Here is a 21,076-nt window from a genome sequence, read left to right as displayed (position 1 = left end):
CTTGGCGCTCTCAGGTCAGCGGCACCAGAGCGGCGAGCGCTGCGGCGCTGCCGATGATGATCGCGACGAGAACCATGAGGGACGCCGCAGCGGAAGCGCGGCGGGAACTGGCGTAGGACAGGCGGGCATCCATGGAGATAGCCTCAGCGAATCGCGGTTGACCCGGTTTCCCTTGGGTGATGGCCAGAGCGGGCCGTCCCAAGGCGAGATTTTGACGAAACGGTGACATCGGCCGCTTGTTCCGGCTTTCGATTGCCTTTTTGGCGCTCCCAAGCCTAAACGGGCGCGCCATGCTGACGATCAACGACATCACCTACCGTCTCGGCGAGCGCCTGCTGCTCGATCATACCGGCGCCGCCATCCCCGATGGCGCGCGCGTCGGCTTCGTCGGCCGCAACGGCACCGGCAAGACCACGCTGTTCAAGATCATTACCGGCGATCTCGGCACCGAGAGCGGCAATATCAGCCTGCCGAGGGGCCGGCGCATCGGCGGCGTCGCGCAGGAAGCGCCGGGCGGACCCGAGACGCTGATCGAGGTCGTGCTTGCCGCCGATACCGAGCGCACGGCCCTGATGACCGAAGCGGAGACCGCGACCGATCCGCATCGCATCGCCGAGATCGGCACGCGGCTTGCCGATATCGGCGCGCATTCCGCGCCGGCGCGGGCGGCGATGGTGCTGCACGGGCTCGGCTTCGACGAGGAGGCCCAGCAGCGTCCCTGCTCCGATTTCTCCGGCGGCTGGCGCATGCGCGTCGCGCTTGCGGCCGTGCTGTTCTCCGAGCCCGACCTGCTGCTGCTCGACGAACCCACCAACTATCTCGACCTCGAAGGCACGCTCTGGCTCTACGACTATCTGGAGCGCTATCCGCATACCGTGATCGTCATCAGCCACGATCGCGAATTGCTGGACACCTCGGTCGACCACATCATGCATCTCGACCAGGGCAAGCTCACGCTCTATCGCGGCGGCTATTCCTCCTTCGAGAAGCAGCGCGCCGAGAAGCAGATGCAGCTCGCCCGCGCCAAGGAGAAGCAGGACGCCGAGCGCAAGCACCTCCAGTCCTTCGTCGACCGCTTCAAGGCCAAGGCGACCAAGGCCCGGCAGGCGCAGTCGCGCGTCAAGCGGCTGGAGAAGATGCAGACCATCGCCGCGATCGTCGACCGCGACGTGCAGCCCTTCGTCTTCCCCGGCCCGGAGAAGCCGCTCTCGCCGCCGATGATCGTGCTGGAGGATGCGGCTGCCGGTTATGGCGAGCGCAAGGTGCTGTCGCGGCTCAACCTGTCGCTGGCGCCGGACGACCGCATCGCGCTGCTCGGCTCGAACGGCAACGGCAAGTCGACCTTCTGCAAGCTGATCGGCGGGCGTCTCGACGCTATGTCCGGCGAGATGAAGAAGTCGAGCAAGCTGGAGACGGCCTATTTCGCCCAGCACCAGCTCGACGAACTGCGCATCGAGGACACGCCGGTCGGCCATCTGCGCGACCTGATGCCGGATGCGCCGGAAGCGAAGGTGCGCTCCAAGGCGGCGCAGATCGGCTTCCCCGCCAATAAGGCCGACACGCCAGTCAAGCTGCTCTCCGGCGGCGAGAAGGCGCGCCTGATGCTGGGTCTCGCGACCTTCCACGGGCCGCATCTGCTCATCCTCGACGAGCCGACCAACCATCTCGACATCGACAGCCGTACCGCGCTGGTCACCGCGATCAACGACTATCCCGGTGCCGTCATCCTCGTCAGCCACGACCGCTTCCTGATCGAGGCCTGCGCCGACCGGCTCTGGCTCGTCGGCGGCGGCACCGTGAAGAATTTCGACGGCGACATGGACGACTACCGCACCTATGTGCTGGGCGCCGCCAAGGCGGAGAAGCGCGGCAAGCCGGCACCGGACGCCAACGCCAAGCCAAAGGCCGACGAGCGCAAGGAAGCGGCGACGAAGCGCGCGGCGCAGGGGCCGCTCAGGCAGAAGCTCAACCTCGCCGAGGCGCGCATCGCCAAGCTGACGGGGCTGATCGAGAAGGTCGATGCCGCGCTCGCCAACGGCGCCTTCGCGCGCGAGCCGGACAAGGCGTTGCAGCTTTCGCGCCAGCGCGCGGAATTGTCGGAAGCGCTGGCAGCGGCGGAGGAGGAGTGGCTGCTGCTCGGCGAGGAGCTGGAGAGCGCCTGAGGCTTCACGCTTCCTGGATACGGCGCTGTCGCGACCGGCGGCTTATTGGCGCGGGACGCAGGCGCCGAGCCGCAGCATGGTGCCGGCCGGGCAGGCATACGCGCCGGTGGGTTGCGAGATCGGCCGGACGGATTCGCAGCAGGCGCCGCGGACGACATAGCCGCTCGGGCAGCCGCCGGACATTTCCATCCGGTCCTTGCCATCTCGCGTCGGGCGGCAAGAGCCTGCCGCCAGCACGTCAGTGGCGACGCCCAAGGCAGCAACGACGACGAGCACGGCAGCGACAGCGAATCTGATCATGGACGATGATTTCCAATGGCCTTCTAGAGGCGTCGGCCGCATTTCTGAGCTTGTCTCAGTTTAGCTTGTCGCGTGGTGGTTGTCGGCACTGCATCTTCGATAGCAGCGCAGCCGCTCTAGCTGGCCGGGTCGTACATGAATTCGCGAAGTTCCTGCGAACAGCGGCAGGCGCGCGCAAGCTTCTCCGCCCATTTCACCGCCTCCTCGCGCGTCGGCACCTCCAGCACCGCGAACCCGCCATTGAGGCGGCTGCCGGGATAGATCTGCCCGGACACCGCCCCATCCGCGGAGACGAGCACGGGGGCGACCTGCTCGTTGATCCCGCCGCCGAAGACATAGACGCCAGCCGCCTTCGCCTCCTCGATCACGGCATGGGAATCGACGGAGGCCGCGGCCAGTTGCTCCTCCGAGAGCACCATCGCCTCGCTCGGAAAGGAGATGAGATACTTCGTCATGCCGCGATGATGCGCTGCGGGTTGGACGAAAACAAGCGGATGGGTCGCCCGATCACCTCGTGGCCGTCGCGACAGTAGACTATGTTGCCGACTCAGATGGCCGGCCGGAGACGGCCGGTCCGTTTCGCCCGGGCAAAGAAAGACAACGCCGCTCATGCAATCGCGAGCAGCTCATGCGCTGATCGGGCTGGCTACGCTGGCAGTGCTCGCTGCGCTGTTCGGGCTCGGCTATTGGTTCAGCAGGGGGCAAGGCGACACCATTGACGTCAGGGTGGTTTTCAATGGGAAGGTCTCGGGCCTTGGCCGGGGCTCCAGCGTGCTTTTCAATGGCCTGCGCGTCGGCGAGGTCAAGGAACTCGATATCGAGCCGAATGACCCGCGCCAGATCTACGCCATCCTGAAGGTCAGCCAGTCGGCCCCGCTGCGGGTCGATACGATCGCCCGCCTCGAAGGCCAGGGTCTCGCCGGCATCGTCGCCGTGCAGCTTCGTGGCGGCAGCGCCGCCGCTGCTCCCTTGGTTGCCGGACCGGGGCAGGCTCTTCCGACGATCATCGCGGAATCCTCGGAGAGCATCTTCGAAAAGGTCGAATCCATCGCGAACGGCATCGATGAAGCTCTCGTCGGCATCGACGCTGCAATCCAGGCCAATGCAGGGCCCGTGACCGAGAAGATCAGATACATTGAGAACCTGTCGGCCACGCTCAACAGCAATTCGTCCGAGGTCGAAAAGCTCATGAAGAACGTCAGCTCGGCGGCCGAATTCATCACTCCGCTTCCGGACAAGCTGAAAAATTTCAGCGACGGCTTCATGGAGCCCCTCCGATCCGTCGACAAGGATCGGATCGCTTCGGTCATCGCTGATACCGATCGCCTTGCCGCGAAGCTGAGTGCCGCCGCTCCCGATATCGGCAAGACCGTGCGGAACGTTGCCTCGATGAGCGAAAAGCTCAACCGGGCCGCCGATCAGGTCGATGGCGTGTTGAAAGGCGCGCAAGCCTTCCTGAGCGGTGCCGGGAGAGAAAACGGACAAACCGTCTTCGAAGACGTTGCCGAGGCCGCGAAATCCCTGCGCACACTCGCCGAAAATCTGGATCGGAGCTCGGCTGCCGTGGCGGCGACGATCATCCAGTTCACGGGAAGCGGGCGGCAAAAGGTCGAAACATTCACCTCGGACGGCAGCCGCTCCCTCTCCGGCTTCGACCGTACGCTGCGCAACGTGAATCGAGACCCGCAAGGACTCATTTTCGGCAGCAAGAACCGCATCCCGCAATATAACGGTTCGCGGTAGAACAGGCGCCTGTCAGGAGAAGCGCGATGTCCGTCACGACGATACTCTGGCAGGTTCCACTGGCTCTGGCCGGATGCTTTGGCGGAGCCTATCTCGGCCAGGAGGTTCTCGGCGGCGGCGCGATGGGCTGGGCGGTCACGGGCGCGATCGTCGCGCTCTGCTGCGCGCCGCTGTTCAGATCGCTGATGGCCCAGCGAGCCCGACGTCCGAGCCGCTAGCGCGCAGAGGCGACGCCCCGTCTCACCCCTGCCCCGGCTTGACGATGCGGGTCAGGCGGTTGTCGGTGAACAGGTAGATCTCGCGGCCGCCCGGCTCGGAATAGAGCACCTGGACCTCGCGCTGGCCCTTGCCGCTTTCGCCTACGAGCACATCGGTCGGGCGCCCGCCCTTCAGCTTGACCAGTTCGCATTCGGTGATGCCCGGCGCGATCTCCTTCGGCAGCGGCCGGGTCGAGGGATCGAGCGAGGCGCCGACGCTGCACTCGCCTTCCGGCGTCAGGACCGGCTCCTGCGTCGAGATGCCGGCGCTGGCCGAGGCGGTCCGGGTCGTGGTGACGCCGCCCTTCGTCTCGGACTGGAAGGCGAAACCGCCCATATCGACCGAGCAGCCGGCAAGGGCCGCGGTGCAGAGCAACAGAACAGGCAGTCTCACGCTTTCTTCTCCCAACGGCCGGCATCGTCCTGCTGCCAGTAACTGGCGGCATGGCCCGAGGCCCTGGCCTTCTTCCAATCCTCGCGGGCGGCAGCAAGCGCCTCGGGATCGTCGCCATCGAATATCAGGACGACGCGCTCGTAGTCCTGCATTGCGTCGGGAATGCGAACCCCGTCGGCGCAGACCCGGACCTCAGCGGCATTCGGATTATGCGCCTGCGTGGTCAGCACGACCGGGTTACCCGGCGCATCGGCCTCCAGAGCCGTGACATGCGGCAGGAAGCTCTCATCCGCATAGGTCCAGAGGTGGTCGTCGAGCACGCTCATGCGCTCCTGGCCGCCGACCTGGACGACGACCTTCTGGCCGCGCGACAGGGCGCGGTCGAGGATCGTCGGCAGGACCTGCTCCAGCGGGCGGGATTGCAGATGGAAGAACAGGATCTCGGCCATCGAAGCCTTATATCCGAACGGGTTATCGGCGCTTCCGCAGAAAACGAATCAGCCTTCGTAATGGTCCGCGACCAGCCGGTCGAGCAGGCGCACGCCCCAGCCCGGCCCCCATGAGCGGTTGATCTCCGAATTCGCGGCGGCCATTCCGGTTCCCGCGATGTCGAGATGCGCCCAGGGCGTGTCGTTGACATGGCGCTGCAGGAACTGCGCCGCGGTGATCGAGCCGCCATAGCGGCCGGCCGAGTTCTTCATGTCGGCGAATTTCGAATCGATCAGCTTGTCGTAGCCCTTGCCGAGCGGCATGCGCCAGACCGTCTCGCCCGTGGCCAGACCCGCCGCCGTCAGGCGGGTGGAAAGCTCGTCGTCATTGCTGAACAGGCCGGCATTCTCCTGGCCGAGCGCCACCATGATCGCGCCGGTCAGCGTCGCCAGATTGATCATGAAACGCGGCGCGAAGCGCTCCTGCGTGTACCAGAGCACATCCGCCAGAACGAGCCGGCCTTCGGCGTCGGTGTTGATGATCTCGATGGTCTGGCCCGAGAGCGAGGTCACGATGTCGCCGGGGCGCTGGGCGTTGCCGTCCGGCATGTTCTCGACGAGGCCGATCACGCCGATGGCGTTGACCTTGGCCTTGCGGCCGGCGAGCGCCTGCATCAGGCCGACGACGCAGGCAGCGCCCGCCATGTCGCCCTTCATGTCCTCCATGCCGGCGCCCGGCTTCAGCGAGATGCCGCCGGTGTCGAACGTCACGCCCTTGCCGACGAAGGCGACGGGCTTGTCGTCCTTCTTCGCGCCGTTCCAGCGCATGATGGCGACGCGGCTTTCCCGGCGCGAGCCCTGGCCGACGCCGAGCAGCGCGCGCATGCCGATCTTCTTCATCGCCTTCTCGTCGAGGATCTCGATCTCGACGCCGAGCTTCTCGAGCTTGGCAGCGCGGTCGGCGAATTCGGCGGGGTAGAGGACGTTCGGCGGCTCGTTGACGAGGTCGCGCGCCTGAAGCACGCCGGCGGCGATGGCGTCGGCGGTCTTCACAGCCTTCTTCAGGGCCGACGGATCGGCCGTGCGCAGCGTGATCGTCAGCGGCTCGGCCTCGTCCTTGTCCCTGCTCTTGGTCTTGTAGCGGTCGAAGGCATAGGCGCGCAGCCTGAGGCCGAGCGCGATATCGGCGGCCTGCTTCGCCTCGATCGTGCCTTCCGGCAGTGCCAGAATAACCTCTGCGCTGCGACCGGCGCCGAGCCGTCCGGCAATGGCACCGCCCAATTTGACGAAATCGAGCTTGGCGCGGTCGTCCTTGGCTCCAACGCCGACGATAATCAGGCGCTCGTAGGAGGCGCCCTCCGGGGACGGCAGCGTCAGCCCGGCCAGCGCCTTGCCCTTGAAGCGCTCGGCGGCGGCGGCCCGCGCCAGCAGCGCCTGGGCGCCCTCGCCGGCCCATTCCTGCGCCGCGCCGGGCACGGCGAGACCATCCGAAACGAGGATCACGAGGTCCTGCCCCTCGACGGTATCCAGGGCTTTGATCTCCAGCTTCAGGCGCTGCGACATGATCCGCTCACAATCTTGCGAAAATGACAGGGGAAGGACATTTGAGGCTGTTAGGGACTATGGGATTGATCTGACGCGGACGATTTTGCGTGAATGCCGGGGAGTTCGAGGACGCAAGCCTTCCGGCTTGCTACGAAGAACGACACGGCAGTCGCGCAAAAGCGCCGCGCCCCTTGGGTGAGGTGAAAACGACGGAGCTGCAGCGTCGCATCGCTTGCCGATACCAGCGGTATCGGCGGCGCAATGCTCCTCCCATCTCCGTCGTTTTGACCTCATCAGATCATTCCCATAGCCCCTAACAGCCTCTAAACGGCAGACGGCAAACGATTCCCGTTTGCGCCCTCGCCGCGCCTATACCATAGGGTGTGTCCGACGAACCACCTCGGAGGGTCCCGGCCCTCCAGCTCCGGAACCGACGTGTGCTTCTGAACCGCCTCGATCGCTACATTCTGAAGATCGCGGCGGTCGCGGCGATCGTGCTGCTGCTCGGCCTGACCGGCGTGATCTGGGTCACGCAGGCGCTGCGCGAGGTCGATCTCATCACCGGCAAGGGCCAGACGGTCCTGATCTTCCTGACCGTGACGCTGCTCTCGCTGCCGGCGCTGATCGCCGGCATCGCGCCGGTCGCGCTGTTCATGTCGACGCTCTACACGCTGAACAAGCTGAACGGCGATTCCGAGCTGATCGTGATGAACGCCGCCGGCGTGGCGCCGCAACGGATCACGCGGCCCTTCATCGTGCTGACGGTCGCGACCTCGCTGATCGTCGCCTGGATGACGATCTCGGTGATGCCGGCGAGCTTCCGCATGCTGCGCGACCTGATCACGCTGATCCGCGCCGATTTCGTCGCCAATGTCGTGAAGGAAGGCCAGTTCGTCTCGCTCGATTCCGGCGTGACCTTCCATTACCGCGAGAAGGCCGGCGATGCGCTGGTCGGCATCTTCATGCAGGATCGCCGCGACCCGTCGCAGCCCTCGATCTACCTCGCCGAGCGCGGCCGCACGGTCGAGGCCGAGGGCCAGAGCTTCCTGATGCTGGAAAAGGGCACGATCCAGCGCGAGGCCAAGAACACCTCGACGACCTCGATCATCTCCTTCGAGCGCTATGCCCTGAACCTGTCGGCGCTGACGGGCGATTCCAGCGGCGGCCCCGGCGAGGGCGACGGCGACAAGGTGATCTACAAGCCGCGCGAGCGCTCGACCTGGGAACTCCTCACGCAGAACACGAACGAGGCCTATTACAAGATCCAGGAAGGCCGCTTCCGGGCCGAACTGCACAACCGGCTGTCGTCCCCGCTCTACCCCTTCGCCTTCATGCTGATCGCCTTCGCGGCCATCGGGGAGGCGCGCACCACCCGCCAGGGGCGTGCGCTGGCGATCCAGTCTGCCATCATGATCGTCGGCGCGACCCGCATTGCCGCCTATGCCGCCTGGACCGCGAGCGTGCGCTCGCCCTTCGCGGCCGCCCTGCTCTATATCCTGCCGATCCTGGCCATCGTCATGGCCATGGGCTTCATCTATTACGGCGCACGGATCAAACCGGTGCTCGCCCGCCTGCTTGCCCCCCTCACAACGCCGCTGGTCAATCTCGCGGCCCGTTTCCGGCGCGCCTGATGCTGCTGCTCACGACCTTCGGCCGCTATCTGACGAAGCGCTTCACGCGCGCCATCGTGGGGGTCTTCAGCACGTTCTTCTTCCTGATCGGGACGCTCGATTTCGTCGAGCTGATGCGCCGCGCCGGCGATTCCCCGATCGCGACGACGCCGCGCATCGTGCAGCTCGCGCTGTTCCGGGCGCCGGCGGTGGCGGAGCAGATCTTCCCGTTCGCCGCGCTGTTCGGCGGCATGTTCGCACTGCTCACGCTGAGCCGGAAGCTCGAGCTCGTCGTCGCCCGCTCCGTCGGCGTCTCGGCCTGGCAGTTCCTGCAGCCGGCCGCCGCAGTCGCAGGCGTGATCGGGCTCGTCTCGATCATGATCTACAATCCCGTCGCGGCCGAACTGAAGCGCAAGGCCACGGCGCTGGAGACCCGTCTGTTCGTCCGCTCGGGCGGCAAGTCCGGTCTTCCCCAGGAAATCTGGCTGAGGCAGCGCAGCGTCGACGGCCAGGCCATCATCCGCGCCGCCGGCGCCCTGCCCGACGAGGACGGGTTGTCGCAGGTCGCCTTCTTCATCTTCAACCCGAACGGCAGCTTCAAGGAGCGAATCGACGCCAGGCAGGCCCTGCTGCGCCCGGGGCACTGGGAACTCGCCGACGCGCGCTCCACCTCCGCCACGGAAGAGCCACAGAGCTATAAGAGCTACGTGCTCGCCACGACGCTGGAGCCGGAACAGATGCGCCAGAGCTTCACCCCACCCGACGCGGTGGGCTTCTGGTCCATGCCGGCCGTGATCGACAGGACACAGCGCGCGGGCCTCGACACGACCCCCTATGAGCTGCGTTATCAATCGCTTATGGCGCGTCCGCTGCTGCTCATCGCGATGGTGCTGGTGGCTGCATCCGTTTCTTTAAGATTTTTCCGGTTTGGTGGCGTGACCAAACTGGTGATAGGTGGCGTCGCGGCCGGGTTCGTGCTCTATGTGGCGACACAACTGTCGGAGGAACTCGGATCGTCGGGAATCGTCAATCCGATCGTCGCGGCGTGGTTGCCTGCAGCATTGGGGGCAATGCTGGGAGCGCTCGCCCTTCTCCATCAGGAAGATGGGTGAAACGTACTGTGCCTATGGTTAATTTCGAGTTTACGCGATGGGTCCAGGAGTGAACCGGCTAGCGCAGTTTGCTGCGGCGACGGCTCTCGCCTCCAGCCTGGCCTATCTGCTGGCCGGGCCGGTCCATGCCCAGAATCGGGCGGCCGGCGCGCAGCCCAAGCCCGCGGCCGCGGCTCCTGCGAAACCGCAGGACCGGATGGTCGTGGATGCGCGCGAGCTCGTCTATGACAACGACAAGAAGACGGTCGCGGCCGTCGGCGATGTCCAGATCCTGTATCAGGGCCGGACGATCGAGGCCGACCGTGTCATCTACGACCAGGGCAACAAGCGGGTCACCGCCGTCGGCAATGCCCGGATCACCGAAGCCAACGGCACGGTCATCACCGGCGACAAGTTCAACCTGACCGACGATTTCCGCGACGGCTTCATCGACTCGCTGCGCGTGGTGAACCCGGACAAGACCCGGTTCTCGGCGCCGCGCGCCGAGCGTACGGACGGCGAGACCTTCGTCTTCGAGAAGGGCATCTACACGGCCTGCGAGCCCTGCAAGGACAACCCGGAGCGGCCGCCGCTCTGGCAGGTCCGCGCCGCGCGGATCATCCACAAGAAGTCCGAGCAGACGATCTATTACGAGGATGCGCGGGTCGAGTTCGCCGGCATCCCGATGGCCTACATCCCCTACATGTCCGGCCCGGATTCGACGGTGAAACGCAAGTCCGGCTTCCTGTCGCCGCGCTTCATCAATACCTCGGCGCTCGGCTACGGCGTCGGCCTGCCCTATTTTCTCAACCTCGCGCCGAATTACGACCTGACGTTCACACCGACCTATTTCAGCCGCCAGGGCTTCCTCGGCCAGACGGAATGGCGACACCGGCTGGTGAACGGGTCCTATACGATCCGGGCCTCAGGCATCTTCCAGCAGGACAAGAACGCCTTCCTGCCGAGCCCGCTCGGCCCGCGCGACAAGGAATTCCGCGGCTCGATCGAGACGAACGGCAAGTTCTTCATCAACCCGCGCTGGACGGTCGGCTGGAATGCCTCGATGTCGACGGATCGCTGGTTCTACAAGAACTACCGCATCCGCAACGAGAGCCTCAGCAACACGACCTATCTGCAGGAAGCGATCTCGACCGCCTATCTGAACGGGCAGAGCGAGAGCGCCTGGTTCGACCTGCGCGGCTATTACTTCCAGCCGCTGAACTACCAGGACTGGCAGAAGCAGCAGCCCGTCGTGCTGCCGGTGCTGGACTACGACAAGCGCGTCCACAAGCCGTCTCTCCTCGGCGGCGAGCTCTCTTTCAACGTCAATCTCACGAGCCTGACGCGCGACACCGCCGCCTTCACGGAGCTGCCGCAGCAGAAGACCTACCTGATCACGACGCCGAGCTATTCGCTCTATGACGGCTGCGCGATCTACGACAAGAACCGCTGCCTCGTGCGTGGCCTCGCCGGCAATGTCTCGCGGGCGACGGCCCAGGTTTCCTGGCGGCGCAACTTCATCGACCCGCTCGGCCAGATGTGGACGCCCTATGCCTCGGTGCGGGCCGATATCTTCTCGATCAACCCGGATACCACGGGCGTGATCAACTCGCGCGTCGCGACGATCGCCGATACCTCGGACGAGGTGTTCGGCCGCGTGATGCCGGCGATCGGCCTGATGTACCGCTATCCCTTCGTCGCCAGGACCGGCTGGGGCACCCATATCATCGAGCCGGTCGCCCAGGTGGTCGCCCGCCCGAACGAGACGAACAGCCTGCGCGTCGCCAACGAAGACGCGCAGAGCCTCGTCTTCGACGCCAACAACCTGTTCGAGTGGAGCGGCAAGTTCTCCGGCTTCGACCGAGTCGAGGGCGGCACGCGCGCGAATGTCGGCGCGCTCTATACCGGCCGCTTCGGCCAGGAGGCCTTTGCCAACCTGTTGCTGGGCCAGTCGTTCCAGCTCGGCGGGCGCAACTCCTTCGCCAGCGGCGACCTGCTCAATACCGGCCTGAATTCCGGCCTCGAGACCCGCAACTCCGACTATGTCGCACGCGCCCAGCTCTCGCCGTTCAAGGGCTTCTTCCTGACCGGCGCGACCCGCCTCAACGCGACGACCTTCGAGGCCCAGCGGATCGACGCCGCGGCGACCTATGCCAACAGCATCATCACCGCCTCGATCGGCTATGGCCGCTACGAGCCCCAGCCGGAACTCGGCATTTCCAGGCGCCGCGAGGGTCTTTCGCTCAACGGCTCGCTGCGCGTAGCCGAGAACTGGCGCCTGCGCGCCGGCGTGCTGTTCGACCTCGACAAGTACAAATACGACCGCGAACGCTACCGGGACGCCTATGCGTCCTATCTCGCGGCTCCGGCGGTCTCGGCCGTGCCGATCTATCCGAATACGGGCCCGTTCCAGACGGCCTCGACCTCGTTCGGCATCAACTACACCGACGAATGCACGGTCTTCGACATCAGCTATTCGCAGAGCTATGCCGATCGCCAGGCGGGCTCGACCAAGGATACGCGCACGGTCATGTTCCGCCTCGAGCTGCGCACGCTGGGCGAGATCAGCTACTCGCAGAACCTCAGCTCGAACTCGTCGAGCGACGGCGTCGGCTCGAACTAGTCCAGCGCCGGCCCGGAACGACGGGCCGGTTCTCCCTTCAGGTCGCGGAGTTCGTCTTGCCGGCAACGCCGCTCGCATTGACACAGGGCGATCCGGCCGGGATCGGGCCGGAGCTGACGCTGCGTGCCTGGCTGGAACGTCGCGAACGCGCGCTGCCCCCCTTCGCCTGCATAGCCGACCCAGACCACCTCGCCGCCGTCGCCGGCCGGCTCGGCTGGAGCGTGCCGCTGCGCCTTTGCGGCTGGCGCGATGCCGGAACTGCCTTCGCCGAAGCGCTGCCTGTGATCCCGCTCGCCTCCGGGTCGGGCATGGCCATGCCGGGCAAGCCCGATCCGGCGACGGCGGCGGGCACGATCGCCTCGATCGACCGTGCGGCCGCGGCCGTCCGCGCCGGCGAGGCCGCCGCCGTGGTGACCAACCCGATCGCCAAATCCGTGCTCTACAGCGCCGGCTTCAAGCATCCCGGCCATACCGAGTACCTGGCGCATCTGGCGGCCGAGGGCGGAGCCGAGCCGCGGCCGGTGATGATGCTCTGGTGCGAGGAACTCGCCGTCGTTCCGGTCACGATCCACGAACCGCTGCGCCGCGTGCCCGACCTGCTGACCACGACACTCATCGTCGAGACCGGCCGGATCGTCGCGGCGGAATTGCGCAGCCGCTTCGGCATCGCCGCGCCGCGGCTGGCGCTCAGCGGGCTCAATCCCCATGCCGGCGAGAGCGGCACGATGGGCCATGAGGACGGGGCCATCGTCGCGCCCGCCATCGCGCAATTGCAGGCCGAGGGCATCGACGCGCGCGGCCCCTATCCCGCCGACACGATGTTCCACGCCCGGGCGCGTGCCGGCTACGACGCAGCGTTGGCGATGTATCACGACCAGGCGCTGATCCCGATCAAGACGATCGCCTTCGACGACGGCGTCAACGTCACGCTGGGCCTGCCCTTCATCCGGACCTCGCCGGACCACGGCACCGCGTTCGACATCGCCGGGCGGGGCATCGCACGGCCGGACAGCCTCTGCGCTGCGCTGAAGCTCGCCGCCCGGATGGCCGAGCGCACCGCGACGGACATCGTTTCATGAGCCAGATCGACGACCTGCCGCCGCTGCGCGAAGTGGTGGAGCGCCATGGGCTGATGGCGCAGAAGGCGCTCGGCCAGAACTTCCTGTTCGACCTCAACCTGACGAGCCGGATCGCGCGCTCGGCCGGGCCGCTGGAAGGCCAGACGGTGGTCGAGATCGGCCCCGGCCCCGGCGGGCTGACGCGGGCGCTGCTGGCCAACGGCGCCGGCCGCGTCATCGCGATCGAGCGGGACCGGCGCTGCCTGCCGGCGCTGGCCGAGATCGCGGCGCATTATCCGGGCCGGCTGGAGGTCGTCGACGGCGATGCGCTGGCGGTCGACCTGACACCGTATCTCGCGGGCGAGCGGGCACGGATCGTCGCCAACCTGCCCTATAATATCGGCACTCCGCTGCTGGTCGGCTGGCTCAGCCTGGAGCCCTGGCCTTCCTGGTGGGATTCGCTGACGCTGATGTTCCAGCGCGAGGTCGCCGAGCGCATCGTCGCGACGCCGGACGAGCGGGCCGATTACGGCCGGCTCGCCGTGCTCTCGAACTGGCGCTGCGAGACCAGGATCCTGTTCGATGTGCCGCGCAGCGCCTTCGTGCCGCCGCCGAAGATCACCTCGTCGATCGTCCAGCTCATCCCGCGCGCAGAGCCGCAGCCCTGCGACCGGCGCCTGCTGGAGCGCGTGACGCTCGCCGCCTTCGGCCAGCGTCGCAAGATGCTGCGGCAGAGCCTGAAGGCCGTGCTGCCGGACCCCACGCCGCTCATCGCGGCGGCCGGCCTTGTCGAGACGGCACGGGCCGAGGAGATCCCGGTCTCGGGCTTCGTCAGGCTGGCGAACGCGCTCGCCGCTCAGGCCTGAACGGGCTCGGCCAACAGAGCATCGACGAAATCGGCCATGCCGATCGCGCGGCTGCGCTTCAGCCGCTCCGCCGCCAGGATGGAACGCACGGCCTCATAAGCCTTCTCGAGGTCGTCATTGACGATGACATAGTCGTAGACGGCCCAGCGCGCGATCTCGTCACGCGCATTGGCCAGCCGCTTCGCGATCACATCCGGAGCGTCCTCGGCCCGACGCACGAGGCGGGAGCGCAGTTCCGCCATCGAGGGCGGCAGGATGAAGATCGAGACCACGTCCTCGCGGGCCTTCTCCATGATTTGCTGGGTGCCTTGCCAGTCGATATCGAACAGCACGTCCCGGCCGGCCTTGAGCGAGGCTTCCACGGGCTTGCGCGGCGTGCCGTAACCGTTGCCATGCACTTCGGCCCATTCGAGCAACTCGTCTCGCTGCCGCATCTCGTCGAAGCTCTCGCGATCGATGAAATGGTAATGCACGCCGGGAATCTCGGATGGGCGCTTCGGACGCGTCGTCACCGAGATCGACAGGTCGAGATTCGTCTCGTTGGGGGATTTCGACAGCGTGCGCGTCAGCGTCGACTTGCCCGCCCCCGACGGCGACGACATGATCATGATCAGGCCGCGGCGGGCCGGGCGAAGGGTCTCGGCAGCCATCCGGCTCACTCCACGTTCTGAACCTGCTCGCGCATCTGGTCGACGACCGTGCGCAGCTCCAGCCCGATACGAGACAGGCCGGGGTCGTTGGCCTTGGCGCAGAGCGTCGAGGCCTCGCGGCCGAACTCCTGCGAGAGGAAGTCGAGCTTGCGGCCAATCGGGCCCCCCTTGGCGAGAAGCTCGCGCAGAGCCGCGACATGGGCCTGCAAGCGATCGATCTCCTCGCGGATATCGGCGCGAACTGCAATCAACGCCGCCTCCTGATGGAGGCGCTGGGGATCGAAGCCGTTATTCGCCCCCAGCAACGCCTCGACCTGCGCCGCGATCCGGGCACGGATCGCCTCGCTGCTGCGGGCGGGGTGGCGTTCGGCTTCTCCGGCCAGACGGGCGATGGTTTCGAGATGGCCGAGGACGATGGCTTCGAGCGCACGGCCCTCGGCAGCCCGTGCTTCCTTCAAGGAAGCCGTGACGGCTTCCAGCCCGGCAAGCGCCGGCGCCTCGACCGCGCCCAGCGCATCCTGCGCCTCGTCGGCGTATTCGACGACGCCACGGATGCCGAGCAACCCGTCATAGGATGGCGGATTGATGCCGGCGGCCGGCGGCAGCCGCTCGACCGCCTCGAGCAAAGCGGCGAGGACGGCCTCGTTGACGCGCGGGCGCGGCGGGCCGGCATCGCTGGTGACCGCGAGATTGACGTGAAGCGTTCCGCGCGAGAAGGCCGCGCCGAGTTGCTTGCGGGCTGCCTCGGCGACAACCTCGAAGCCGGGCGGGACACGGACGCGCAGGTCGAGCCCGCGCCCGTTGACGCTGCGGATCTCCCAAGCCCAACCATGGACCCCGGCCGTCCCGGCCGCACGGGCAAAGCCCGTCATGCTTTCGATGGCCATTGCCCTGCCGCCTTCGTTGGAGATCGGGCGGGACCGTAGTGGCGCGCATCCGCTACAGCAAGCGGCCAGCTGCCGGAAAATGGGGATTGAGTGCCTTCCGGACCGCAGGTTAGGGCCTGAGCTGCGGCACCTGCTTCGGCGAGTTCAGGTCGAAGGTCTTGTTCAGCAGCGGGTCGCGCGCTGTTCCCTCGGAGGCATCGAAGGCGCGGGCACGCGTCCCCGCCACGGCGCCGGCCGGCTGAGCGACAGGCATACCGACGGAGCCGGCATTGTCGGCGGCCGGCTGCGTCGTGGCGGGCGCCTCGGTGCGGTTGTCGGGGCCGGCCGGCGGCTCGACCTTGTCGACGGAATCGGCCGGCGGCTTGCCGCCCTGCTGCTGCGTGCGCGTCGTCTCGATCTGGCGCCAGCGCCCGACATTGCGGTTGTGCTGATCCAGCGTCTCGGCGAAGGCGTGGCCGCCGCTGCCGTCGGCGACGAAATAGAGGTCCTTGGTCCGCGAATGGTTGACCACCGCCTCCATGGCGGCGCGGCCGGGATTGGCGATCGGGCCCGGCGGCAGGCCGTTGATGACATAGGTATTGTAGGGAGTCGCCTGCGTGATCTCGCTGCGCTGGATCGGCCGGCCGAGCGTGCCCTTGCCGCCGACGAGGCCGTAGACGATCGTCGGGTCCGACTGCAGCCGCATCTTCTGGTTGAGCCGGTTGATGAAGACGCCGGCGACACGCGGACGCTCGTCGGCACGCCCGGTCTCCTTCTCGACGATGGAGGCGAGAATGACGAGTTCCTCAGGCGACTTGATCGGGAGGTCGGCGGGCTTGCGCGCCCAGATGTTCCTCAGGACGGCGCTCTGGCTGCGCGCCATCTGATCGAGGATTCCCTTCCGGGAAAAGCCGCGCGGAAAGCGATAGGTGTCGGGCAGGATCGACCCTTCCTTCGGCACCTGCGCGATATCGCCGGTCAGCAGCTCGTTGTTGCGCAGACGCTCGACGACCTGTTCGCTCGTCAGGCCTTCCGGGATGGTGATCGAATGCTCGACCACCTTGCCGCTGGAGATGATGCCGAGAATTTCCTGCGGGCTGACGCGGGCCTTGAACAGATATTCGCCGGCCTGGAGCTTGTGCCAGTCGCCGCCCATGATCGCCGCGACGCGGAAGCTCAGCGGATGCTCTATCAGGCCCTCGCGCTGCAAGAGCTCGGCGATCTCGGTGAGTCCGCTTTCCTTCGGAATGATCAGGGTGCGGTCGCTGGCCAGCGGCCCGGGCGCCTTGCTCTGGTTCGAGACGACGGCGATGCCGGCCCCGACCACGCCGGCCCCGACGAGCGCGATGGTGAACAGCCCGCTCAGCATCGACAGGAAGGGGCTGCGCCGGCGGCGGCGGACCTTCGGCGGCGGCGCGGGCGGCGCTACGGGCTTGAGGGCCTCGCTCGGACTCTTCGGGGCGACGCGGGGCGTATCATTCACGATCAAGACGCTCGCAGCACGGGGTAGATGATCTCGGCACGGCGCAACCTGGACCGCGCCTGCCGGAGTGGGCAAACGGCCACACCAAAGCCGGGCGACCGCATTAGAGCCGGTTTCCTTGCGGCTGTGAACGTGGAATCACGCATTCGGCAGCCGCTGGCGCAAACTCTACCCAAGATTATGGCGAAACGGCGCTAGGCAACGGCCGATCACGATTCGGGATGATAGCGCCGCATCACCAGCGAGGCATTCGTCCCGCCGAAGCCGAAGGAGTTCGACAGGGCGTAATCGATCTCGCGCTTGCGGGCGACATGCGGCACCAGATCGATCTCGGTCTCGACGGAAGGGTTGTCGAGATTGATCGTCGGCGGCGCTATCTGGTCGCGGATCGCGAGCACGGTGAAGATCGCCTCGATCGCACCGGCGGCGCCGAGCAGGTGGCCGGTCGCCGATTTGGTCGAGGACATGGACGGGCGCTTCGAGGCATTGGCCAGCAGGCGCTCAACGGCGCGCAACTCGATCTCGTCACCGAGCGGTGTCGAGGTGCCGTGGGCATTGATGTAGTCGAGATCTGAGGCCGTGATGCCGGCGCGATCGAGCGCCGCCTGCATACAGCGATAGGCGCCGTCGCCATCCTCGGAAGGCGAGGTGATGTGATAGGCGTCGCCCGACATGCCGTAGCCGACGACCTCGGCATAGATGCGGGCGCCGCGGGCCAGCGCGTGCTCGAGATCCTCGAGCACGACGACGCCGGCGCCCTCGCCCATCACGAAGCCATCGCGGTCCTTGTCGTACGGGCGCGAGGCCTTCTCGGGCGTGTCGTTGAAATTCGTCGAGAGCGCGCGGCAGGCGCAGAAGCCGGCAATGCCGATGCGGTTGATCGCCGATTCGGCGCCGCCAGCCAGCATAACCTCGGCATCGCCGAGCGCGATCATCCGGGCGGCATCGCCGACGGCATGCGCGCCGGTCGAGCAAGCCGTCACGACGGCATGGTTCGGGCCTTTCAGCCCGTGCTCGATCGAGACATAGCCCGCCGCCAGATTGCTCAGGCGGCCGGGGATGAAGAAGGGCGAGAGGCGGCGCGGGCCGCGCTCCTTGAGCAGGAGCGAGGCATCGTAGATGCCGCCGAGGCCGCCGATGCCGGAGCCGATGGCGACGCCGGTGCGGATCTGGTCCTCGTAGCTTTCCGGCTTCCAGCCGGCATCCTGCAACGCCTGGGTGGCGGCAGCCATGGCGAAGACGATGAAATCGTCGACCTTGCGCTGCTCCTTCGGCTCCATCCAGTCGTCGGGATTGAAGGTCCCGTCGCTGCCGTCACCCCGCGGGATGTTGCAGGCGATCCGCGCCGGCAGGTCGCTGGCATCGAAACTGGTGATGGGACCGGCACCGCTGGCGCCGGCCAGAAGCCGCGACCAGGTCGGCTCGACGCCGCATGCAAGCGGCGTCACCATGCCAAGCCCGGTCACGACGACACGCCGCATCGGATAACTGCGAGAAGCCATGGCTCTTTCTGCGTCGACCGACCGAAAGGCCGATCAGGCGCTCTTCGCGGAGAGGAACTTGACGGCGTCGCCGACGGTCACGATCGTCTCGGCCGCATCGTCCGGAATCTCGACGCCGAACTCTTCCTCGAAGGCCATCACGAGCTCGACGGTGTCGAGGCTGTCCGCGCCCAGGTCCTCGATGAAGTTGGCGCCGTCGACGACCTTGTCGGCCTCGACGCCGAGGTGCTCGACCACGATCTTCTTCACGCGCTCGGCAACATCGCTCATGGGTCTTTTCCTTAGACTTAGAAACTGAAAACGCATCGCAGGGATACGACGCGGTGGAGGGATCTCATTCCGAGCCGCCGCGCCACCTTGACGATGTCCGCGATCCGGAAAGCTCGAAGCCTGCACAAACGCAACAACCGAGGTTTCGTCAAGTCCCCTCGGATCGCCCGGCTGTAGCGCGACGGCGCTAGTTAACACACCCTTTACAGGCTGGCGAGTGCGCCACAGACTTATCAAACCCGATCGAGATTGCGCGCTAACGCACCTAGATCATTGCCATTCCGCCGTTGACGTGCAGGGTCTGGCCGGTCACGTAGCCGGCTTCCGTGCTGGCGAGAAAGGCGACCGCCGCCGCCACATCCGCGCCCTCGCCGAGACGGCCCATCGGCACGCCGGAGAGGATGCCCTCGCGCTGCTTGTCGTTGAGGGCTTGCGTCATCGGCGACTCGATGAAGCCCGGCGCGACCACGTTGACGGTGATGTTGCGGGTCGCGACCTCGGCGGCCAGCGCCTTGGACATGCCGATCAGACCAGCTTTCGCGGCGGCATAATTACCCTGGCCGGGATTGCCGGTGGTGCCGACGACCGAGCCGATCGCGACGATTCGGCCGTAGCGGCGACGCATCATCGATTTCACGGCGGCGCGCGAGAGACGGAAGGCCGCGGTCAGGTTGACCGCGAGGACGCTGTCCCAGTCCTCGTCCTTGAGGCGCATGAACAAGTTGTCGCGGGTGATGCCGGCATTGTTGACGAGGATGTCGAGCCCGCCGAGCTTCTCCTCGGCGGTCGGCACAAGCGCTTCGACCGAATCCTTGTCGGAGAGGTTGCAGGGCGCGATCACGACGCGCTCGCCGAGCTCGGCCGCCAGGGCCTCGAGCGCTTCCGCGCGCGTGCCAGAGATCGCGACGCTGGCGCCTTGCGCATGCAGCGTCCGGGCGATGGCTCCGCCGAGACCGCCGGTCGCGCCGGTGACCAGGGCCTTGCGGCCGGTCAGATCAAACATGTTCGCTCCCCTTGTTCGGCATTCTGCCGCCGGAGCCCGTCCTGGGCTCTGATGCGACGACCTTAACCCTGGCGGGCCTTCCAGGCTGCGATATCGTCGGCCGTGCCGATCGAGACCGGCGCCGCGCCCGCGACGATACGCTTGACGAGACCGGCCAGCACCTTGCCGCTGCCGGCCTCGACGAAATCGGTGACGCCCGCAGCGGCCATCGCCTGCACGCATTCGCGCCAGCGCACCGTGCCGGTGACCTGTGCGACGAGCGAGGCGCGGATCGCGCCCGGATCGCTCAGCGGGGCCGCGCCAACATTGGCGACGACCGGCACGACAGGCGACTGCATCGCGACCTTGGCGAGGGCATCGCGCATCGCATCGGCGGCAGGCTGCATCAGGGCGCAATGGAAGGGAGCGGAGACCGGCAGAAGCATGGCGCGCTTCACACCGCGCTCGCCGGCCAGCGCGATGGCGCGGTCGATCGCGGCCCTGGCGCCGGAGAGCACGACCTGACCGCCGCCATTGTCGTTGGCGGCCTCGCAGACCTCGCCCTGGGCTGCAGCCGTGGCGATCTCGCGGGCGAGATCGAGCTCCGCACCAAGCAGAGCCGCCATCGCGCCCAAGCCCGCCGGCACGGCCTTCTGCATGGCGTCGCCGCGGATGCGCAGCAGGCGGGCGGCATCGCTGATCGAGAAGGTCCCGGCAGCGGCGAGCGCCGAATACTCGCCGAGCGAATGGCCGGCGACGAAGGCGGCGTCGCGCTTCAGGTCGAGCCCAGCTTCGCTTTCGAGCACGCGCACGACCGCGAGACTGACCGCCATCAGGGCCGGCTGGGCATTGGCCGTCAGGGTCAGTTCCTCGGAAGGACCTTCCCACATCACGCCCGAGAGCTTCTGCGACAGGGCCGCGTCGACTTCGTCGAAGACCGCCTTCGCGACAGGGAAGTTGTCGGCCAGGGTCTTGCCCATGCCGACCGCCTGAGAGCCCTGGCCCGGAAAGATGAACGCTGTGGTCATGCTGTGAACGTCCCGGTCTTCTACATTCGTCATTTGTCTTATATGACGCGGCTGTCACATCGCTTCCGCCGCCAAGTCAAGCGCGGCGCCCGAATTTTCCGCTTCCGAAGCGGCATTTTCCGGCAGATTCCGATTGCCATGGCGCGCTGGACACTGTAACGACCGCCTCCTGCTTGTTCGGCCGGAGGCTGAACGGATGGCGCATGTCCGCAAGGATC

Annotated in this window: 21 protein-coding genes; 8 read left to right on the top strand and 13 right to left on the bottom strand. The window is 66.8% G+C overall.

All coding sequences use genetic code 11. The features are described from left to right. Positions 1-10: 10 nt before the first annotated feature. The gene (locus tag Q9235_RS07740; RefSeq protein WP_306226228.1) at positions 11-310 is read right to left on the bottom strand and encodes a hypothetical protein; all 300 of its coding nucleotides are present in this window, start codon (positions 308-310) and stop codon (positions 11-13) included. Here Q9235_RS07740 and Q9235_RS07735 point away from each other — a divergent pair. Further along, positions 291-2,162 (top strand): ABC-F family ATP-binding cassette domain-containing protein, encoded by a 1,872-nt coding sequence (locus tag Q9235_RS07735; RefSeq protein ID WP_306226227.1) that lies wholly within the window; start codon positions 291-293, stop codon positions 2,160-2,162. The genes Q9235_RS07740 and Q9235_RS07735 overlap by 20 nt on opposite strands. 42 nt (positions 2,163-2,204) lie before the next feature. On the opposite strand, the gene Q9235_RS07730 is transcribed toward Q9235_RS07735, so the two are convergent. Continuing rightward, positions 2,205-2,462 (bottom strand): hypothetical protein, encoded by a 258-nt coding sequence (locus Q9235_RS07730; RefSeq protein WP_306226226.1) that lies wholly within the window; start codon positions 2,460-2,462, stop codon positions 2,205-2,207. A 116-nt stretch (positions 2,463-2,578) separates the two neighbouring features. Beyond that, entirely contained in the window at positions 2,579-2,917 is a 339-nt protein-coding gene (locus tag Q9235_RS07725) for a YciI family protein (RefSeq protein WP_306226225.1), read from the bottom strand. 202 nt (positions 2,918-3,119) lie between these two features. Here Q9235_RS07725 and Q9235_RS07720 point away from each other — a divergent pair, with 202 nt between their 5' ends. Next, a complete protein-coding gene (locus tag Q9235_RS07720) occupies positions 3,120-4,205 on the top strand; it encodes an MlaD family protein (RefSeq protein WP_306226224.1) in 1,086 nt (361 codons plus the stop codon). A 26-nt stretch (positions 4,206-4,231) separates the two neighbouring features. Continuing rightward, positions 4,232-4,423 (top strand): hypothetical protein, encoded by a 192-nt coding sequence (locus tag Q9235_RS07715; RefSeq protein ID WP_306226223.1) that lies wholly within the window; start codon positions 4,232-4,234, stop codon positions 4,421-4,423. A gap of 22 nt (positions 4,424-4,445) precedes the next feature. Here Q9235_RS07715 and Q9235_RS07710 read toward each other — a convergent pair whose 3' ends face one another. Genes Q9235_RS07710 through Q9235_RS07700 form a run of 3 tightly spaced genes read right to left on the bottom strand, consistent with a single transcriptional unit; the run spans position 4,446 to position 6,847 of the window. Next, positions 4,446-4,856 (bottom strand): hypothetical protein, encoded by a 411-nt coding sequence (locus Q9235_RS07710; protein WP_306226222.1) that lies wholly within the window; start codon positions 4,854-4,856, stop codon positions 4,446-4,448. Further along, a complete protein-coding gene (locus Q9235_RS07705) occupies positions 4,853-5,305 on the bottom strand; it encodes a DNA polymerase III subunit chi (protein WP_306226221.1) in 453 nt (150 codons plus the stop codon). Before Q9235_RS07705 ends, Q9235_RS07710 begins: the two co-directional genes overlap by 4 nt. Before the next feature lie 48 nt (positions 5,306-5,353). After that, positions 5,354-6,847 (bottom strand): leucyl aminopeptidase, encoded by a 1,494-nt coding sequence (locus Q9235_RS07700; RefSeq protein ID WP_306226220.1) that lies wholly within the window; start codon positions 6,845-6,847, stop codon positions 5,354-5,356. A gap of 419 nt (positions 6,848-7,266) precedes the next feature. On the opposite strand from Q9235_RS07700, the gene lptF reads away from it, so the two are divergent. Genes lptF through rsmA form a run of 5 tightly spaced genes read left to right on the top strand, consistent with a single transcriptional unit; the run spans position 7,267 to position 14,077 of the window. Further along, positions 7,267-8,460 carry an LPS export ABC transporter permease LptF gene (gene lptF, locus Q9235_RS07695; RefSeq protein WP_306226219.1) on the top strand — a complete coding sequence of 398 codons (1,194 nt, stop codon included), beginning with the start codon at positions 7,267-7,269 and terminating at the stop codon, positions 8,458-8,460. Then, complete coding sequence (gene lptG, locus Q9235_RS07690; protein ID WP_306226218.1) at positions 8,460-9,551, top strand: LPS export ABC transporter permease LptG; 1,092 nt, start codon at positions 8,460-8,462, stop codon at positions 9,549-9,551. Before lptF ends, lptG begins: the two co-directional genes overlap by 1 nt. Positions 9,552-9,600: 49 nt before the next feature. Then, on the top strand, positions 9,601-12,153 hold the full coding sequence (locus tag Q9235_RS07685; RefSeq protein ID WP_306226217.1) for an LPS-assembly protein LptD: 2,553 nt from the start codon (positions 9,601-9,603) through the stop codon (positions 12,151-12,153). 56 nt (positions 12,154-12,209) lie between these two features. Beyond that, positions 12,210-13,232, top strand: coding sequence for a 4-hydroxythreonine-4-phosphate dehydrogenase PdxA (gene pdxA, locus Q9235_RS07680; RefSeq protein ID WP_306226216.1), 1,023 nt, complete (start codon positions 12,210-12,212; stop codon positions 13,230-13,232). After that, on the top strand, positions 13,229-14,077 hold the full coding sequence (gene rsmA, locus Q9235_RS07675; protein ID WP_306226215.1) for a 16S rRNA (adenine(1518)-N(6)/adenine(1519)-N(6))-dimethyltransferase RsmA: 849 nt from the start codon (positions 13,229-13,231) through the stop codon (positions 14,075-14,077). The genes pdxA and rsmA overlap by 4 nt, the downstream gene beginning before the upstream one ends. On the opposite strand, the gene gmk is transcribed toward rsmA, so the two are convergent. The 7 genes from gmk to fabD all read right to left on the bottom strand — a co-directional run bounded on the left by gmk (position 14,068) and on the right by fabD (position 20,858). Beyond that, positions 14,068-14,727 (bottom strand): guanylate kinase, encoded by a 660-nt coding sequence (gene gmk / locus Q9235_RS07670; RefSeq protein ID WP_306226214.1) that lies wholly within the window; start codon positions 14,725-14,727, stop codon positions 14,068-14,070. The two genes, rsmA and gmk, sit on opposite strands and share 10 nt — an antisense overlap. A gap of 5 nt (positions 14,728-14,732) precedes the next feature. Further along, positions 14,733-15,614 (bottom strand): YicC/YloC family endoribonuclease, encoded by an 882-nt coding sequence (locus tag Q9235_RS07665; protein WP_306226213.1) that lies wholly within the window; start codon positions 15,612-15,614, stop codon positions 14,733-14,735. A gap of 109 nt (positions 15,615-15,723) precedes the next feature. Next, positions 15,724-17,076 carry an endolytic transglycosylase MltG gene (gene mltG, locus Q9235_RS07660; RefSeq protein ID WP_306226212.1) on the bottom strand — a complete coding sequence of 451 codons (1,353 nt, stop codon included), beginning with the start codon at positions 17,074-17,076 and terminating at the stop codon, positions 15,724-15,726. 209 nt (positions 17,077-17,285) lie between these two features. Beyond that, positions 17,286-18,557: a beta-ketoacyl-ACP synthase II gene (fabF, locus tag Q9235_RS07655; RefSeq protein ID WP_306228156.1), complete on the bottom strand. Its 1,272-nt coding sequence runs from the start codon at positions 18,555-18,557 to the stop codon at positions 17,286-17,288. 54 nt (positions 18,558-18,611) lie between these two features. After that, positions 18,612-18,848, bottom strand: a complete 237-nt coding sequence (locus tag Q9235_RS07650) for an acyl carrier protein (protein ID WP_047578895.1) — start codon at positions 18,846-18,848, stop codon at positions 18,612-18,614. 265 nt (positions 18,849-19,113) lie between these two features. Further along, entirely contained in the window at positions 19,114-19,851 is a 738-nt protein-coding gene (gene fabG / locus Q9235_RS07645) for a 3-oxoacyl-[acyl-carrier-protein] reductase (RefSeq protein ID WP_306226211.1), read from the bottom strand. 62 nt (positions 19,852-19,913) lie between these two features. Continuing rightward, positions 19,914-20,858 (bottom strand): ACP S-malonyltransferase, encoded by a 945-nt coding sequence (gene fabD / locus Q9235_RS07640; protein WP_306226210.1) that lies wholly within the window; start codon positions 20,856-20,858, stop codon positions 19,914-19,916. Positions 20,859-21,076: the final 218 nt, after the last annotated feature.

Source organism: Bosea beijingensis, from assembly GCF_030758975.1.
Classification (GTDB): Bacteria; Pseudomonadota; Alphaproteobacteria; order Rhizobiales; family Beijerinckiaceae; genus Allobosea; species Allobosea beijingensis.
Note: the sequence above shows the minus strand (reverse complement) of the source record. Positions and strands in the feature narration are given on the sequence as shown.

Coding starts and splice junctions, on each gene's coding strand:
- rsmA (WP_306226215.1), top strand. CDS start 13,229: ATGAGCCAGATCGACGACCTGCCGCCGCTGCGCGAAGTGGTGGAGCGC.
- Q9235_RS07665 (WP_306226213.1), bottom strand. CDS start 15,614: ATGGCCATCGAAAGCATGACGGGCTTTGCCCGTGCGGCCGGGACGGCC.
- fabD (WP_306226210.1), bottom strand. CDS start 20,858: ATGACCACAGCGTTCATCTTTCCGGGCCAGGGCTCTCAGGCGGTCGGC.
- Q9235_RS07740 (WP_306226228.1), bottom strand. CDS start 310: ATGTCGTTGATCGTCAGCATGGCGCGCCCGTTTAGGCTTGGGAGCGCC.
- Q9235_RS07705 (WP_306226221.1), bottom strand. CDS start 5,305: ATGGCCGAGATCCTGTTCTTCCATCTGCAATCCCGCCCGCTGGAGCAG.
- fabF (WP_306228156.1), bottom strand. CDS start 18,557: ATGCGGCGTGTCGTCGTGACCGGGCTTGGCATGGTGACGCCGCTTGCA.
- Q9235_RS07730 (WP_306226226.1), bottom strand. CDS start 2,462: ATGATCAGATTCGCTGTCGCTGCCGTGCTCGTCGTCGTTGCTGCCTTG.
- fabG (WP_306226211.1), bottom strand. CDS start 19,851: ATGTTTGATCTGACCGGCCGCAAGGCCCTGGTCACCGGCGCGACCGGC.
- Q9235_RS07735 (WP_306226227.1), top strand. CDS start 291: ATGCTGACGATCAACGACATCACCTACCGTCTCGGCGAGCGCCTGCTG.
- lptG (WP_306226218.1), top strand. CDS start 8,460: ATGCTGCTGCTCACGACCTTCGGCCGCTATCTGACGAAGCGCTTCACG.
- Q9235_RS07725 (WP_306226225.1), bottom strand. CDS start 2,917: ATGACGAAGTATCTCATCTCCTTTCCGAGCGAGGCGATGGTGCTCTCG.
- Q9235_RS07715 (WP_306226223.1), top strand. CDS start 4,232: ATGTCCGTCACGACGATACTCTGGCAGGTTCCACTGGCTCTGGCCGGA.
- Q9235_RS07700 (WP_306226220.1), bottom strand. CDS start 6,847: ATGTCGCAGCGCCTGAAGCTGGAGATCAAAGCCCTGGATACCGTCGAG.
- Q9235_RS07650 (WP_047578895.1), bottom strand. CDS start 18,848: ATGAGCGATGTTGCCGAGCGCGTGAAGAAGATCGTGGTCGAGCACCTC.
- gmk (WP_306226214.1), bottom strand. CDS start 14,727: ATGGCTGCCGAGACCCTTCGCCCGGCCCGCCGCGGCCTGATCATGATC.